Annotated in this window: 13 protein-coding genes and 1 pseudogene; 8 read left to right on the plus strand and 6 right to left on the minus strand. The window is 44.7% G+C overall.

Translation table 11 applies throughout. The annotated features are described in order from the left end of the window. Positions 1-98 precede the first annotated feature (98 nt). Positions 99-1487, minus strand: a pseudogene (locus AB4371_RS12140) (putative bifunctional diguanylate cyclase/phosphodiesterase); the annotation flags it as partial. Positions 1488-1669: 182 nt separating this feature from the next. Here AB4371_RS12140 and AB4371_RS12145 point away from each other — a divergent pair. Together AB4371_RS12145 and AB4371_RS12150 are read left to right on the plus strand one after the other, a co-directional pair. Beyond that, the gene (locus AB4371_RS12145; RefSeq protein ID WP_017060591.1) at positions 1670-2359 is read left to right on the plus strand and encodes a response regulator transcription factor; all 690 of its coding nucleotides are present in this window, start codon (positions 1670-1672) and stop codon (positions 2357-2359) included. Next, positions 2352-3701 (plus strand): sensor histidine kinase, encoded by a 1350-nt coding sequence (locus AB4371_RS12150; protein WP_372149841.1) that lies wholly within the window; start codon positions 2352-2354, stop codon positions 3699-3701. Before AB4371_RS12145 ends, AB4371_RS12150 begins: the two co-directional genes overlap by 8 nt. 145 nt (positions 3702-3846) lie before the next feature. Here AB4371_RS12150 and AB4371_RS12155 read toward each other — a convergent pair whose 3' ends face one another. Next, positions 3847-4383, minus strand: coding sequence for a GNAT family N-acetyltransferase (locus AB4371_RS12155; protein WP_017069226.1), 537 nt, complete (start codon positions 4381-4383; stop codon positions 3847-3849). 226 nt (positions 4384-4609) lie between these two features. Between AB4371_RS12155 and AB4371_RS12160 the strand changes: the two genes are divergently transcribed. Beyond that, entirely contained in the window at positions 4610-5875 is a 1266-nt protein-coding gene (locus tag AB4371_RS12160; protein WP_050644072.1) for an HD-GYP domain-containing protein, read from the plus strand. A gap of 134 nt (positions 5876-6009) precedes the next feature. Here AB4371_RS12160 and AB4371_RS12165 read toward each other — a convergent pair whose 3' ends face one another. The 4 genes from AB4371_RS12165 to AB4371_RS12180 form a co-directional block, all read right to left on the minus strand. Then, entirely contained in the window at positions 6010-6459 is a 450-nt protein-coding gene (locus AB4371_RS12165; RefSeq protein ID WP_017070990.1) for a PTS sugar transporter subunit IIA, read from the minus strand. Beyond that, the gene (locus tag AB4371_RS12170) at positions 6456-7712 is read right to left on the minus strand and encodes a PTS ascorbate transporter subunit IIC (protein WP_048612870.1); all 1257 of its coding nucleotides are present in this window, start codon (positions 7710-7712) and stop codon (positions 6456-6458) included. Before AB4371_RS12170 ends, AB4371_RS12165 begins: the two co-directional genes overlap by 4 nt. 10 nt (positions 7713-7722) lie before the next feature. Further along, positions 7723-7992 carry a PTS sugar transporter subunit IIB gene (locus AB4371_RS12175; protein WP_017064872.1) on the minus strand — a complete coding sequence of 90 codons (270 nt, stop codon included), beginning with the start codon at positions 7990-7992 and terminating at the stop codon, positions 7723-7725. Between the two features lie 284 nt (positions 7993-8276). Continuing rightward, on the minus strand, positions 8277-8753 hold the full coding sequence (locus tag AB4371_RS12180) for a hypothetical protein (protein ID WP_048613010.1): 477 nt from the start codon (positions 8751-8753) through the stop codon (positions 8277-8279). A 613-nt stretch (positions 8754-9366) separates the two neighbouring features. Here AB4371_RS12180 and AB4371_RS12185 point away from each other — a divergent pair. The 5 genes from AB4371_RS12185 to AB4371_RS12205 all read left to right on the plus strand — a co-directional run bounded on the left by AB4371_RS12185 (position 9367) and on the right by AB4371_RS12205 (position 17096). Beyond that, entirely contained in the window at positions 9367-10575 is a 1209-nt protein-coding gene (locus AB4371_RS12185; protein ID WP_017060598.1) for a NupC/NupG family nucleoside CNT transporter, read from the plus strand. A gap of 301 nt (positions 10576-10876) precedes the next feature. Further along, on the plus strand, positions 10877-11146 hold the full coding sequence (locus AB4371_RS12190) for a hypothetical protein (protein WP_136978721.1): 270 nt from the start codon (positions 10877-10879) through the stop codon (positions 11144-11146). Between the two features lie 114 nt (positions 11147-11260). Continuing rightward, complete coding sequence (locus AB4371_RS12195) at positions 11261-12679, plus strand: TolC family protein (RefSeq protein ID WP_136978719.1); 1419 nt, start codon at positions 11261-11263, stop codon at positions 12677-12679. Beyond that, positions 12676-13905, plus strand: coding sequence for an efflux RND transporter periplasmic adaptor subunit (locus AB4371_RS12200; RefSeq protein ID WP_136978717.1), 1230 nt, complete (start codon positions 12676-12678; stop codon positions 13903-13905). The genes AB4371_RS12195 and AB4371_RS12200 overlap by 4 nt, the downstream gene beginning before the upstream one ends. Positions 13906-13907: 2 nt before the next feature. After that, positions 13908-17096, plus strand: coding sequence for an efflux RND transporter permease subunit (locus AB4371_RS12205; RefSeq protein ID WP_136978715.1), 3189 nt, complete (start codon positions 13908-13910; stop codon positions 17094-17096). Positions 17097-17178 lie beyond the last annotated feature (82 nt).

Genomic DNA, 17178 nt, shown 5'->3' on the forward strand with positions numbered 1-17178 from the left:
TTAAGATCCTGTCTATGAGCATACGTAAGCGTACACACCCACAGCAGCCGATTGTTTAGGAAGCATTCAAACGACTTAATTTATTGATAAATAAGTCTTTAATTGTAGGATTGTCGACCATTCAAAAACTGACTTTCGACTTCATTTGAGGGAATTGGTTTACTAAATAAAAATCCCTGAAGATACTGGTATCCACAATCGATTAAGAACGCTTTATGCGTTTCGGTTTCGACACCTTCAGCAACCACTTTTAGCCCCAATTTTTCACAGATAGCATGGGTGGCTTGGACAATCGCTTTGCTCCCTTTGTGTGAACCGTGGACGAAGCTTTTATCGAGTTTCACGGTGCTAATCGGTAAGTCATGCAACATCGACAGTGACGAGTAGCCTGTGCCAAAGTCATCAAGGTGAAGCTCTACGCCCAATTTAGAAATATCGCTTAACGCTTGCCTGACTTCACCATGCTTGAAGATCATGGAAGATTCGGTGATCTCAAGGGCGATGCTTTGAGGTTGGATATTGTAGAAGTTCAACATTGCTAATAGCTGCTCGGCAAAGGTCGCGTGCATCTGAATACTCGAAATATTGATACTCATCATCAACTCACTATCAAACTCACGTTGCCATATCGATAGCTGTTTGAGTGCAGAGTTCAGAACCCATTTCCCGAGCGGTACAATCTGCCCCGTCTCCTCCGCTAAGCTAATAAACTCATCAGGGCCTATGTTACCTAGCTCTTTGTCTGACCATCGAAGCAAGGCTTCAAACCCTTTCACCTTGTCGCTGTTGGTGTTCATGATCGGTTGGTAGTGAAGGTTGAGATCGTCGTTTTCTATGGCGCGTGCCAGTCGATGGCGGATCTCTACTTTGCGATGCAGGGTTTGTGCTAAGTCTGGGGTAAACGTTTGGAAGCGGTTTCGACCATTCGCTTTTGCAAGATGCATCGCCATACCCGCTTGCTTTAGCAATGTTTCTTGGTCAGCCGCGTTATCAGGGAAATGCGCGGTACCTATGCTGCAACCGACAGATAAACTGCCGATGCCTCTGATATGGAAACTTCGGTTTAAGGCATCAATGATGCGAGAGCAAAGTAGTGGGATATTTTGATTTCGGCAGGTGTGGGCAATCACAATGAATTCGTCGCCACCAAATCGCCCTATCATGCATTTCTCATCAACCAACTGTTTAAGGCGTTCACCAACCCGTTTGAGTCGTTGGTCTCCGACAGTGTGCCCATAAGTGTCATTAACTAATTTGAAGCCATCAAGGTCGACAAACATCAATTCAAACGGTGAGCGATAGGCAATGCTGGTTTCTAGAAGGTTGCTGATCCCACGGCGATTATAAAGCTCCGTTAAACAGTCGTGTTCTGCGTTGTATCTGGCTTTTATCAGCTTCTCTTTTTGCTTTGTTGTACAGGTTAGGTTTAGCAGCAGTTCGCTTTTATCAAAGAGCCACTTTCCTTGCACATCAAAATGGTGTGCTCTGAAGGAGGAAACCTTGATAAACCAAGGCGCACCGGTTGTTGGTTCTCTATTCTGTAAACGTGTATGTACAAAAGTGATTACTATGTTTTGCGTACGGTAAATGTAGGGCTCTGATTCCAATATTGATGATCTATGATCAGTATATATACTGCCTTCGCTTTTAATAAATACTGGTGATAGGAATGTCGAAAACCAAAGTGCTCATTGTTGAAGATGACCAAGAGATAGCTCGTCTAACGACGCTTTACCTCGAAGCTGAAGGTTACAATGTTAGCGTTGTTCATGAAGGGAACTTGGCACTTGAAGCGATCCGTAGTATTGAACCTGATTTAGTGCTGTTGGACTTGATGCTTCCAGGGATGAGCGGCGCGCAAATTTGCCGTCAAGCCCGTGAGTTTTACAATGGAATGATTTTAGTGCTAACGGCTTCCGCCGATGAAATGAGCGAGGTCAGCTTGTTTAAATTTGGTGCGGACGATTACGTTGCCAAACCGATTCGTGGCCATGCCTTGTTAGCGCGAATTGAAGCGTTATTGCGTCGAGCGACTCCCGTAAAAACTGCGCAAGAAACTACGGCTGAAAAACAGTGCGATATTGTAATCAACAGCTCTGCTCAAAGTGCCACGCTCTACGGCCAAAACCTCAAGCTTACTTCTGCTGAATTTGAAATCTTAAACCTTCTCGTTAATAACATCTGTCAGGTCGTGACTCGAGACCAGTGCTGTCAGTTATTTAGAGGGATAGATTACGCGTTCAACGACCGCTCGATTGATATGCGCGTGTCTGGGTTACGCCGAAAGCTGCGCATTCACGCAAAAGACAAACAGTTGATTCGTACGGTTCGCAACAAGGGGTACATGCTGGTTGCGTAAGTTCATTGCTACGAAGCTTCGCTCGGTTTCGATGTTTGCTCGCTTATACCTTGGGATTGTGACTGGGATGTCGGCAACGATATTTTTGTTCTTGAACCTTGGTGAGGGGTACATGCGACGCACCGAGATCGAAACCTTCCTCAATGATGGCATCTACTTTGCGGAGCAGTATGTTCGTCAACACAATCAAGAAAACTCACTCTATAAAGAGCTCGATAGAACAGGCTACCAACAATTTTATATCTTCAATTTACGCCTGTTGGAGAATTGGTCGGGCGAGGCGCCTTGCCAACAATGTGAGTTATACACAACCTTAAACGGTGTGCCGATATATCTAAGTGATGACAACCTCTATTCGACCGTGTTTCAGCTACCAAACTCTAAATTCAGTTTTGGGTTCAGTGAGGTAGGGGACTTTTTCTCTCCTGACATTGAATGGTACGAAGACTCAGAACGACACTTTTTGTTAGGGCTGTTGTTGGCTGTGATTGTGGCGATTGGAGCAAGTGTTTACTTACCTGTGAGGCGTTTTCAAGAAAGAATAGAGTTGCTCGTCGAGAAGCAGAAACAGTTTGGTAAGGGCAAGCTTAGTACTCGATCTGACATGGACGACATCCATCCTGTTTCTGATTTGGCCAGCAGTTTTAACTTCATGGCTGAAGAGATCGAAAGCAAAGTAAAACAAAGTCATATTTTCGCTCAAGCTATCCCACACGAAGTACGAACTCCGCTAAGTCGTATTCAACTGGCGACCGATATCCTAAGAAGGGGAGCCCCCGATAATCATCAGGTTCTTTTCGATGACATTGATACCTACATTGAGGATATCAACGAGCTCACGTCAGAAATCATCATGCTGTCGAAGTTGAATGTCATGGATAACTCTTTCTTTGAGCTCGTTAAAGTGACCTCCGATCTTCGTGAGTATTGCCTAGACCGAATTCGTTACTCGAAACTAGACAATGCCACCTTTGAATCTAAGGTACAGCTAGAGTGCAAGATTAAGTGTGATTGCTCAATGGCACGCTTGGTGTTCGATAACGTTCTCAAGAATGCGGGTAATTACACACAAGACAAAGTGTGGATGACGCTGGATGAGAACTCAGAAAACTGGCTGGTGGTGATTGAAGACAATGGTTCTGGAATACCAGAGAATAGGCGTGATGAGGTATTCCTTCCGTTCTCTCGACTAGACTCAAGCAGAATGTCGACCAACGGTGGATTGGGGTTGGGCCTCGCGATTGCTCTATCGGCGGCTAAAAAACTTTCTTGGGATATCAAAATCGACGACAGCAACTATGGTGGCGCCAAGTTCAGTATCGTGATTCCTAAGATCGCATAAGCTGCAGCTTCAAGAGCTCTTCAGGCTCGTCAAATAACAAAGCCACCGACTAATACCGTGGCTTTGTTATATTCCGATTTACAAGCGAGTGACTTCTTAGTTACTACTGCCTAGAGCCTAGAGCCTAGAGCCTAGAGCTTAGAGCTTAGAGCTTAGAGCGATGAAGTCCATAAATAGCGTGGTCTACGATGCGGCCATTCAAGTTCTCGTTACGAGTTATAATACCTTCTAACGTGAAATGTAAGCGCTCACAAACCTTGCGGCTGCTTTGGTTACCGGTTGCGGCTGATATCTCTACCTTTTCCATATCTAACTCATTGAAAGCAACATCAATCAGCTTCTGGACAACGCGCGTCACAATCCCCTTTCCTTGGTATGTCTCAGATAACCAATAACCTATGGTCACCTTTTGCTTATCATGATCAATGGTATTGAAACTGCAGTTACCGACGACCTTGTCTTGATACACGATTGCACAAGTCATGCTTTTACCTTCGGCATAATCGTGTAGCGAGCGTTGGATGAAGATCCTAAAGTCTTGCTCGGTTTTACAATGTGGCGGCCACACGAGCCATTGACTTAGGTACTCATTCTGGCTTTGTGAGATTTCCGCGTAGTGAGAAGCGAAGCTCTCTTCAACCAATGCGATGGAGAGTTCGTTGTCGATAACCGTTTTAAACATGTCTTTCCTTTTCTTATGGCTGCTTATTTAAGCGAATCTTAGTCGGCAGGCTATAATGTCGCATGATTTTTAATATGCAACCATTTGTAGCACGGATTTTTCGTGATACGTTGGTTCTATCACGAAACTCATTAAACCTTACAATAGTTGTGTATATAATCATTAGCTATGCATTAGTATTAGCGGCCTAAATATATAAAAAATATAAAAATGCTAGGCTTAAATAATGAATCAACATTGCCAGGACGTGACCGTGGACTTAAGGAAGGCTCTATTCGGTATTGCTAAGGCGCTTGATAACGTCGGTTTCGAAAGTAAAAATCATGGACAGAGAGTGGGCTATATCGCGTATCGATGTGCTCTGAGTGTGGGGTGGGAAGAAGAGCAAGCGCAGCTCGCGTTTTCGTTAGGCTTGATTCACGACTGTGGTGTCTCGCAAATTGATGAACAGCTCAGCTTAACGTCTGGGTTTGTACCCGACTCGAGCTACCACCATTGTCAAAAGGGCTACCAAATCTTAAAAGAGTGCCCGGTTCTTTCTATATTCGCTAAGCCGGTACTTTATCATCATACTCCGTGGTCTGAGCTAAAGGCTATTCATATCAGCGAGTTAGAAAAAGAGCTAGCTGCCATCGTGATGCTTGCCGATAGGGTCGATTATCTATACGGCATAACTTCTTCTGATCGTTATGGAAACCTAACACCCGATGGCAAAGCGAGCATCATTGAACGTTTGACTGAACAAGCCGATGAGATGTTCGAAACCAACCTTGTTCAACACATGTGTGAGTTGGTCGACCTAGATGATTTCTGGTTTTCTATGGAGATCCCATACATCGAGAACATGAGGGATAATTTTGAGCCTGTGCCCTTTTTCTCTCAACAGATGTCGTTGGATGAGACGGTGGCCTTTGCCGAATTTATTGCCAACGTTGTTGATACCAAAAGTTCGTTTACCTTTAAGCACTCGTTGAAGGTTGGGCAGCTTTCAGAATACCTCGCTAAACAATTGGGCTATTCCTACACCACTCAGCGCAAACTCTATCTGGCTGGATTGGTCCATGATATCGGTAAACTGCAAACCCCTAATGACATTCTGCATAAGCCGGATTTACTTACTGAAGAAGAGTATTGCTGTATTAAACGCCATGCAACGGACACTCGATTCGCATTGCAGGAGTTGTTCAGTTCACCTCAGGTTTGTCAGTGGGCATCTAATCATCATGAAAGGTTAGATGGTTCGGGTTACCCGATGGGCAAAACGGCTGAAGAGCTGGATCAACCCAGTCGAATTGTTGCTGTGGTGGATGTGTTTCAAGCGCTAACTCAGTCTCGCCCTTATCGTGCAGGTATGACGTTAGAAGAGACTCTCGCTATTTTGACGGACTACGTTGATAACTTTAAGTTGGATCGAGAAGTGTTTGAGTGCCTTAATAAACACGCGCAATATTGCTTTGAACTATCGACCGATAAAAGAATGTACGCGTTTTAAAGCCACTGGATGCTTTCGAGGTGTGATGCCCTAACTCATATTCGATGAGAAATGACCAAGCACCAGAAACAGAAAAGCGATAGCCGAGGCTATCGCTTTTTTCATGGGGGCTTATCAGGATCTTTAGATCGAGATTAGTATCGCTTTAAGATCTCGATGATCGCTTGCTCTGTTTCCGCTGCGATGATGGCATCAATGTCATCATCATTTTGGAACAACTCTGATAGCGCCATAATCGTATGGATGTGGCTATCTGAGTCCATCGCTGCCAGAGTAATCGAAAGGTAAACGTCACCGTTGTCTTCTGACTCTAAATCAACACCCTTCTTGAATACCGTTACTTGCAGTGATGCTTCGTTTACACCATCTTCAGGGCGAGCATGAGGCATCGCAATCTTAGGTGCTAGAACATAGTACGCGCCAATATCCTTATGCTTTTGCTTGATAGCTTCAACATAGCTTGCTTCAATTTTGTTGCTTGCTAGCAGTGTTGAACAAGTCACATCAATTGCTGCATCAACCGTTAGGTTTTCTTCAGAGTTGATGATAACGCCTTGGTTACCAATTAAATCGAATAAGCTCATGAAACAATCCACCCTAGGATAAGACCAACAACACCGAAGTCGAAGTCAGCAAACGTTGTCGCTTCAAGACCAAGGCCACCCAGTACAGGAAGCAGTAGCATTGGTAAGAAAGAGATACACAGACCTTGCGTGAATGAACCTAGAATTGCACCACGTAGACCGCCTGTCGCATTACCGTAAACGCCTGCTGCACCACCTACGAAGAAGTGTGGAACGACGCCAGCTACAATGATTGTCCAGCCAAGTGCACCTTGAACTGCCATTGCTAGTAGACCAGCAGCGAAAGAACAAAGGAAACCGATAAGTACCGCGTTTGGTGCTACAGGGAATACCATAGGGCAGTCTAGAGCAGGTTTTGCGCCCGGTACGAGTTTGTCAGAGATACCTTTGAATGCAGGAACGATTTCAGCTATCAGCATCTTCACACCTTGCAGTACGATGTAAACACCACCGGCAAACACAAGAGACTGCATGAAGGTGAATACTACCCAGTTTTGACCGCCTGATACTGTTTCAACAAAGTCACCGCCAGCAACAATTGAAGCAAACATAAAGAAAATGGCCATTGTTGTTGCTACAGCAACGGGCGTATCACGCAGGAACATTAGGCTCTTAGGTACGTTGATGTCTTCTGTTGATTTTGAAGTGTCACCAAACTTGCTACCAATGTAACCCGATACTAAGTACGAGAATGTTGAGAAGTGACCCATCGCCAGCTGATCAGTACCCATCACTTTCTCTGTGTATTTCTGAGCAAGTGCAGGCATGATAACCATCAGTGAACCTACAATGATCGAGCCGATTGCGACTAGAGCAGTGCCTTCGATGTTAGCTGTAGACAGGATTACCGCTACCAGCATAGACATGAACATTGTGTGGTGACCCGTTAAGAAAATATATTTTAAAGGAGTAATACGAGCCAATAAAATATTCACAACGAATGCGAAGAACATAATTAGAGCCATTTCATAACCGAATGCTTCTTGTGCTAATGCAACAATTGCTTCGTTATTTGGAATAACACCACTTACGCCGAATGCTTCAGTAAATACAACTGAGAAGTTATTTAGTGCGCCAACAAGAGCACCAGCACCAAAACCTAAAATTAGGAAACCCATTACGGTTTTAATTGTGCCTTTTAGAATGGTAGAAACATCTGCTTTTTGTGCAACCAGGCCGATAAAAGCAATTAAACCTACCATGATCGCCGGCTCTTTTAATAAGCCGAGCATGAACTCGAAAAAGTTTTGCATAATTTTGACCTTACATGAAAGTTTTTAGTTGTTCTTCAATAGATGCTTTGTCAAAAATATTTTTAAGGCTGATGATATTCTCTTTACCAGCGTCTTTTAGTTGGTTTGCAACGTCTGTTGCTGCAACCCAAATATCCGCATTGCTTGATGCTGCAGATGATAGATCTTCGTGATCAACTTCTGCTTCGAAACCGATTTTTTTAGCGACTTCTTTTACTGCCATTTCCATCATTAGAGAAGTACCAAGGCCGTTACCGCAAACTACAAGAATCTTTTTCATAATATTTGTCTCAATTGGATTTTAGGGGTTGAGAAACTTCGTTCTCTTATTGTGTGAGAGCATAGTAATGGAAGTATTCAGATTTCAATAAGATCCCCATCACAAAACTAAAATGAGATTGTGATGGAGATCTCGTTAATTTGTAGTAAAGATCCAGAGTGAGACTTTGATCAAATTTAACTTTTCACTCGAATATGCAACGTATTTTATTGAGAAAGGCAGGCTTAACTAGTTTTTATATTAGAATATAAATCTATAGAGGCTTTATTGTTGAAAACAGAGAATTAATCGTATCGACCGTAGTCAGTAAGCATTTTCTTAAGCATGCTATTAACGTCTTTGGTCTTTTTATTTCTTTTAGTCAGTTGGCTAAGAGAGGTTGGTTTTGGCGAGGCAATATTTTCACTGTCGACTTCTTCAGTTTTATCTTTCATTTTCTGTACGGCAGGCAATAACATTCTAATTTCTTCGTTATTGGCATTGGTCAGGACGACAATATTTTCAGATTCAACTTGAGTAATGGTTAATATCCCGTGTTTAACCGATTCAACCTTTTCACCAATCATAATTGATTCAGGCGCAACAGAACGATCGGTGAGTTGACCTGTACGTAATTTCGCCGCACTGATAGCGCGGATATTTCCGGTATTTTCGAACGCGACAATAACAGTATAGGTATTATAATATTCAACTACTGTCACATAGCCGTGTCTATTTGTTTTGAATCTAGCTCCATTGTTCATGTCGTGCGGAGCTTCCATTTTCTTCACGTGTTTCCTCTCTTAGTCTCGATGGCTGTTATATCTAATCAGCTCTATTGGTATTTTATAGATAATTATTTGGTGAGATCACACAAAGTATATACGCATCTAAACTTAAGATGAATCTTGAAGTCTCGGGAAATGAGGCAGAGCACAGAAAAGCAGTAAGAATCACACAGAATTAACCGAGTGATTACGCTCACACACTTAAAGACTTAACATTACAAATTCAACTCCCTACAGATTGTTTACAGTTTTGAAGCACGAAAATGACGACAAACAATACATTTTGCTTAATCCTTGACCGCGCGATCGTTTGCGTCAAAAAATGTGATGAAAGTCTCACTTAACTGTTTATACTTCTCTTCCGGTTTTAAGCCGGTGCTTAGCCAATACAAGCCGTCACATGGATATGTGAATGACCCCACGGACCGGACCAGCTACGTTCCACTGCTTGTATAAGGTGATTTTTTACATGAACAACTCGTTGTTACATTCGCTAACCCTGTTAGCTCCTTCATCGCGTAGCGTTTTGCTTGCGGTTCTTTGTCCTGTTCCTTTGATGTCATTTGCTTGGCTCATGTTCACTCTTTAAGGATTACTAGGACACATTATGAATATTCTATTTGGTTTTGTCGGTGTTCTTGCACTGATTGCTTGCGCGTACCTGCTATCTGAAAGTCGTTCTTCAATTAACTGGAAAACGGTCTCTCGTGCACTATTACTTCAAATCGGATTTGCAGCCTTAGTATTGTATTTCCCATGGGGACAATTGGCGCTAACAAGCCTAAGTAATGGTGTTTCTAGCCTGCTTGGTTTTGCAGACGTTGGTATCGCATTCCTTTTCGGTGACCTTGCTACTGAAGGCTTCATTTTCGCGGTTCGCGTGCTTCCAATCATTATCTTCTTCAGTGCTTTGATTTCTGCGCTTTATTACTTAGGCGTTATGCAAAAAGTGATTCAAATCTTGGGCGGAGCGGTGCAAAAACTGCTGGGTACAAGTAAAGCTGAATCTCTGGTTGCTACAGGTAATATCTTCCTTTCTCAGGGTGAGTCTCCTCTTCTAATTCGTCCCTTTTTAAAGTCTATGACTCGTTCGGAACTGTTTGCTGTAATGGCCGGTGGTATGGCGTCGGTAGCGGGTAGTGTACTTGGTGGTTATGCTGGCCTCGGTGTTGAGCTTAAATACCTTATCGCTGCAAGCTTTATGGCGGCTCCGGGCAGTCTGTTAATGGCGAAGATCATCGTTCCTGAGCGCAGCACACCAAGTGATTACGACCATATCGAACTAGATAAAGCTGACCAAAGCAACGTGATTGATGCATTGGCAAGCGGCGCGATGAACGGTATGAAGGTTGCGGTAGCGGTTGGTACTATGTTGGTTGCCTTCGTGAGTGTGATTGCGATGGTCAACACTGGCCTAGAAAGCCTAGGTGAAACGTTCGGTTTTGCGGGTATTACGCTGCAAGCTATCTTCGGTTACCTGTTCTCGCCTCTTGCATGGCTAATCGGTATCCCAAGTGATGAAGTATTGATGGCAGGTTCTTACATCGGTCAGAAGATCGTTATGAACGAGTTTGTTGCTTTCATCGACTTCGTTGAGAACAAAGCGCTACTATCTGAACACAGCCAAGTAATCGTGACTTTTGCTCTGTGTGGCTTTGCTAACATTGGTTCTATCGCAATTCAGTTAGGTTCAATCGGTGTTATGGCACCAGAGCGCCGTGCTGAAGTTGCAAACTTAGGTTTGAAGGCTGTAGCTGCTGGTACGCTAGCAAACCTAATGAGTGCATGCTTAGCGGGTATTTTCATCCTGCTTTAAGCTAGATTCAGTTAAAGCGGACACTTTGCTTACGGAGTTAACGTAAGAAGGGTGTCCGCTTTTTTGTGCCTGTTAATCAGGCGAAATCGGGTTTTGGCCGTCGACTGTGATTTGTCTATAGTGAGTAAAAGCTCACTCGGAAGAGTAATAGAGCCAGTTCCTTTTATCCGATATACTTGAATATCATCAGGTTGCGATTAATAACATTCGATTTCGATTGAGAATATTCGGTTCCGACTAAGCATATCCGCTTTCGATTAGGAACAATGGCAACCAAGCTAAATTAATCAAGGGTCTCTCCATGAACATTCGCGTTCTCATCGGTCTTATTGTTACCTTCATTGGCTTGTTTTCGATGGTTTACCTAATTGCTGGCGGCGCTCAGTTTCCTATCGACCAGTGGCCAAAAGAGGCTTATCTCGGTTTGGTGTTCAGCGTGGTGTGGGGGGCTGGTGTCGCAGCGTCTGTAGCGTATTTCTTCTCGGCATTGGTGTTTGTTACTGTCGCCGTGGTTTGCTATGCGATCGGTTATAAAATCGGTGGGCTCTTTTCAAGCAAGTCAGAAGCGTAAAGCTGAAGTTTAAACGTACGCTTTTTGTATTTTCTTTTGGGGTTAACGTTCGCCTTAACCCTCTCTTAACCCCCAGCTCGTTATCTTGTCTCCATTCTTACAGGAGACAAGAAGATGAAATTGAATCTTCCTTTAAAACATTCCCTTATTTCACTTGCTCTAATCGGATTGATGGGTTGCACGACAACCAGTCAGGCCGACTATGTTTCACTCGCTGAGCAAAGCACTAATCAGACACAACAAAGCTTACTCGCAGAGCTGATTCAACAGGCTTCTACTCAACAAGATCTAGACGCAGAGAACGTACAACTTACCGATTTAGTGAATGCACCGGAGCTCGACCTCTATATCGAGCGCGCTCTGCAGAACAGCCCAAGCATCCAACAAAGCATTACAGCACTCAAAATAGCTTATGCGCTGCAAGGTGTAACTTCAGGTGATCGCTTACCAACTGTCGATGCGAGCTTTTCTGGTCAAGCTGACGAAGGCACTGACGGCTCAAGCACGACTGAAACCTACACCACTGATGTCACGGTTGGTTGGGAGCTCGATCTATGGCAGAAGCTTGCAGACACAAACAACGCCGCTTTGAAAGACATTGCGACGTCTCAGGCTAACCTTCAGGGCGCTCAAGATCTTTTGATCGCGAGTGTGATGAGAGGTTGGCTTGATATCAGTTTGAAGCAACAGCTTGTCGATATCGAATCGCAACGTTTGGTGATTCTAGAAAACAATGAAGAACTTGTTTTAGAACGTTATCGCGCAGGGCTAGGTAGCCTTGAAGATCTAGATAATGCAAAAACGAGCAGCGCATCGACTCAAGCAACCTTAGCTGATTACCGTGAGCAGCTTGCACAAAGCCGACGTGAATTGGTTTTATTAACGGGTCAGTGGAGTGGTGAATCTGATGAGCTATCCCTTGCTGAGCTAGGTTCGTTTCCAACCATCATTAATCCACTAGACAATATGCCGACACAAGATCTAGCAGGTCGACCCGATCTTCAAGCGGCTTTCTTCAATATCGAAGCAGAAACATTGCGTGCTGACGCGGCGTACAAAGCGATGCTGCCGTCGATCAGCTTATCTGCCAGCCTAACCGATATGGCGGATTCTCCGAGCGAAGCGCTGCTTACCGGACCTTTGTGGAGTGCGCTTGGCCAAGTGTCAGCACCACTGTTTCAAGGTGGCAAGCTAAAAGCACAGGCAGAAATTGCTGACCTAACCACAGAAACCAGCTACTGGGCTTACCAAGAGACACTGCTCAATGCGGTGAATGAAGTGGAAAATGCAATGGGGCAAGAGTCCTCATTAACGCTTCAACAGCAACACCTAACGAACGCCTTGGTAAGCGCACAACGCAGCTTCACTAGCTATGAAGAGAAATACCGTCAGGGTTTGGTCGACATTTTTGATCTACTTACTGTTCAGCAGCAAACCTATGACCTTGAAGCGCAGTTAACACAAACCATTTATAACCGTCTCGTAAACCGAATTGATTTAGGCCTAGCTCTGGGCTTGGGAGTATCTTCATGAAACTGAACACCATCACAATTGCAATCACCTTAGTGGCTGGTTCAAGCATTTTTGCTGCCCTTGCTTACAACGATTCACAAGTGGCTCCTGCTCCTCAAAAGACGAATGAACTAACGGTTTCAGAACCTCAAGCTACGCCTATTCAAACCAAGTCTATTGATACGACGACCTTACCTGCTTCACAACAACAGCAAGTGTCTGTGGTACTTGCCACTCTCGGTGACTACCAAGCAGAAGTGGTGGGTTACGGGGAAGCGAAGTCGCGTTACGAATTGATGTTTTCGACGGAAGTTGGTGGCCGAGTAGAAACGATCAGCTCGCAGTTTGAAACTGGGCAAGTGATTGGCCAAGGTGAAGTGATCGCTAATATCGATTCGACCAGTTACCAACAAGCGGTAACCCAAGCGAAGGCAAATGTGGCTCAAGCTCAACTGGATTTGTTGGAAGAGCAGAGACAAGGCGAACAAGCTAAGTCTGAATGGCAACGCTCTGGTTTGTCTGGCGAGCCGGATTCACCTTTAGTATTACGCGAACCACAACTGGCACAAGTAACAGCAGCCTTGGAGAACGCCAAGCTTGAATTGGTGAAGGCTGAGCAAGACCTCGAAAAAACAACCTTGGTTGCCCCTTTTGATTCGTTGGTCGTGAGCCGTGATGTTCAACCGGGAAGCTACGCACAAACGGGCGCTCAGATAGCCACGTTATACAGCGTTGATGAGGTTGAAGTTTCTGTCCCCCTTTCTGAAAGCCAATGGTTGAGCCTACCCAACAGCGATAACACCCAACTGAAAGAGCAGCCGTGGCCAGTGACTCTATCGAGTTCTGACGGTCAATTCCAATGGCAAGGTTATGTCGAGCGTGTTGAGCAGCACTTACAACAAGATACGCGTCAGCGCTCATTGATCGTGAAAGTCGATAACCCTTTGGAGCAAGAGAAAGATCTTTATCCAGGCACGTTCGTGCAAGCGACGATCTCGGGTAAGCAAATAACTCAATTGTGGGAGCTTCCGGCTTCTGCACTTTCGCAACAAGGTGACCTGTGGTTTGTGGATGACAACGGTCTGCTTTCTAAATCAAACGCGAATGTTGAATTTGAAAAGGGTGGTTTTATTTACATCGATCCTACCAAATTGAACTTGGAAATTGGTGACGGTGTTCAAGTGGTTAAGCGTCCGTTAAGTAGCTTTAAAGCGGGCATGGTCGTTCTGGCTAAGGCGGAGGGGTAGTCATGTCTCATGAGTTGAAACCGAATAACCAAGCGGACAGTAACCAGAAGCCAACTAAACCACACACTGGCGCAATCGCATGGTTCGCGAATAACTCTGTAGCAGCGAATTTGTTGTTAGTGGGCGTGATCATCATAGGCCTGTTATCACTGAACTCATTGCGTAAAGAAGCATTTCCAAGCCTTGAACCCGATGTGGTGACAGTGTCTGTGACCTATGACAGTGGTGACCCTATTCAGGCGGAAGAAGGCCTAGCGATTAAGATTGAAGATGCGTTAGAAACCGTACCGGGCATTAAGCGTATTACGTCAACTTCTGATGCGAATGGTAGCCATGTTTCGATTGAAAAAACGAGCACCTATGATCTTGATACCCTGTTAACTGACGTTAAAACTAAGGTTGATGCGATCAATAACCTGCCTTCTGGCGCTGATAATCCTGTGATTGATAAAGCTCGCATGCAAGATCATGCCTTATGGGTGCAGATCTATGGTGACGCAGACCGAGCAACGCTTCAAAGCTTAGCCGAGCAATTGAAATCAGATCTATTGAGCCAGTCATCAATTCGTGATTTGGAAATCAAGGCTAAGGCTGACCCTATGATCTCAGTTGAGGTTGATGAGAACAAGCTACAGGCATACGGCTTAACACTGACTGACGTTTCTGAAGCGATCAATGCGGAATCTTCTGCGGCTATCTCGACGAGCCTTCGTAATGGCGAAAAAACGGTTCGTTTGAAGGTTTCTGAACAGGCGTATGAGATCCAAGATTTCAACGCGATTCCGGTGATGACGACGACTGATGGTACGCAAATTACCTTGGGTGACATTGCCAACGTTGAAGACATGTTTGCTGATGATACCTTCATGCTTTCTCGTTATAACCAACAGAATGCGATGGCAATTCAGATCGTGATGGATGAATACGGAGACGTCGTCAGCATTGTTGAACAAGCAGAGAAAGTGGTAGAACGCTGGGAAAACAGCAACATGCTGCCGAGCGATGTCGAAATCGAAACTTGGTACGACAAAAGTACCATGATCAAAGACCGCTTAAGCCTATTGATGAAGAACGCGCTCACCGGTATTGCATTGGTGTTCATGGTGTTAGCGGTATTCTTAAACGTGCGTGTCGCTTTCTGGGTAGCAGCTGGCTTACCGTTTGTCTTTTTTGGCACCATGTTCTTCATGACAGATACTTTCATGGGGTTAACCATCAATGAAATGACCACCTTTGGTTTCATTATGGCGCTCGGGATAGTAGTCGATGATGCGGTGGTGGTTGGGGAAAGTATCTATTCCACGCGCAAAGAAGAAGGCGATTCGATAGGCAGTACTATACGAGGCACCATGAAGGTGGCATCACCAACTATATTTGGTGTGTTAACGACAGTTGTTGCCTTCTTAGCGTTAGCGAATGTTGACGGTAAAATGGGGCAAATTTACGCTCAATTCGGCACGGTCGTGATTATCTGTTTGTTGCTGTCTTTAGTTGAGTCTAAGTTCATTCTGCCATCGCACCTTGCTCATATTAATACTAAGCGTAGTGAGAAGAAGGGGCTGTGGGCTCGCGTTCAACATGCTGCCGATACTGGGCTAGGTTGGTTTAATAAGCGTATCTACTGCCCCGTAATTGAATGGGCGTTGAAACTGCGTTATGCGGTAGTGATGGTTTTCTTGTCATTGCTTATTTTAGTTGCTGGGTTACCAATGACGGGGGCGGTTCGTGTAGCGTTCTTCCCTGATATGCCGGGCGATACGGTAACTGCCGATATGTCGATGCAAAACGATGCGAGCTTTGGTCAAACACAACAAAACTTGTTGGTGCTTGAAGCGGCGGCAACCCAAACGGATGAAACTCTGAGAGCGCAATACGGTGCTCAAGATGAAGCATCTGAACTGCTGAGTCTTCAAGTTATCGCGGATGCTGATGACTCTGGTCAAGTTAAAATTGAATTGGACAGCGACAGTGTCTACACATCGAATGAGTTTGCTGATGCTTGGCAAGAGACTGTGGGCCAGATGGAAGGGGTTAAGAAGCTCAAAGTCTTGTCTAAAATGGAGATGGTCGACAACTTCAAAGTAGAATTGAAAGCGTGGAACGAAGAATCAGTGACTGCGGCGGGTAATGAGTTCTTAACCAAGCTGCAAGCGATTGAAGGTGTGAGTGGTATTGACCATAACTTGGATCTTGGTGAGCCTCAGTATCGTTTTGAATTAACACAGCAAGGCCGTGCGTTAGGCTTTGATACTGCAAGTCTTTCACAGCAAGTATTGCAAGCGTTTGGTGGTGATATTGTTCAGCAGTTCCAACGTGGTAAGGATGAGGTAAAAGTTCGAGTGCGCTACCCAGAATCGGATCGCCAAACCATTGCGGATATCAAGCAATCGAGCGTGAGAACCAACGACGGTACCGTGGTGCCTTTGAGCACCGTTGCTGAAGTATATTCTGATTACCAAGTATCAGAGATCACACGTATTGATAGCCAACGAGCGGTGTACATCAGTGCAGTATTAGATAAAGACGTGGTTGCACCTGCTGAGCTTGTTCATCAGTTGCAAGACACATTAGTACCCGATTTAGAAGCGCAATACCCGGGATTAACGGTCGACTTTGCTGGCGAAACGGAAGAACAAGAAGAGACGGCTAGTTCAATGATGAGTATGTTCATACTTGCCATGATAGCGATTTATACGCTGCTTGCTATCCCGCTGAAGTCTTACATTCAACCTGTGATCATCATGACAGCGATTCCATTTGGCATTGTTGGGGCAATCTTAGGGCACTGGTGGAATGACTTAACAATCAGTATCCTATCGTTAAACGGTATCCTTGCGTTGAGCGGTGTGGTGGTGAACGACAGCTTGTTGTTGGTTTCTCGTTTTAACGAGCTAATCAAAGAGAAAGGTAAGTCGGTTCACGATGCGATTGTTGAAGCGTGTTCTGGTCGACTAAGAGCCGTGTTACTCACATCGGTCACCACGTTCGCAGGTTTGACGCCACTATTAAGTGAAACGTCTCTGCAGGCTCAGTTCCTGATCCCTGCGGCAGCGGCGCTAGGCTACGGTATTTTGTTTGCGACGTTTATTACACTGATTCTAACGCCAGCATTGTTAATGATTCAGTGTGAGATTAAGTCTCTGATTCTTAAAATCACAAATCGCGTCAAAGGCATTGAACAAACAGCTTAACAATGGCTAAGCTAATGATATCTAGGCTGATGATTGCCGAGCGAGGCTCAGCAACTTCGGTCTAGGTTCATTACCGAACAAG

It is taken from the genome of Vibrio sp. 10N.261.51.A3, from assembly GCF_041471965.1.
GTDB lineage: Bacteria > Pseudomonadota > Gammaproteobacteria > Enterobacterales > Vibrionaceae > Vibrio > Vibrio crassostreae_C.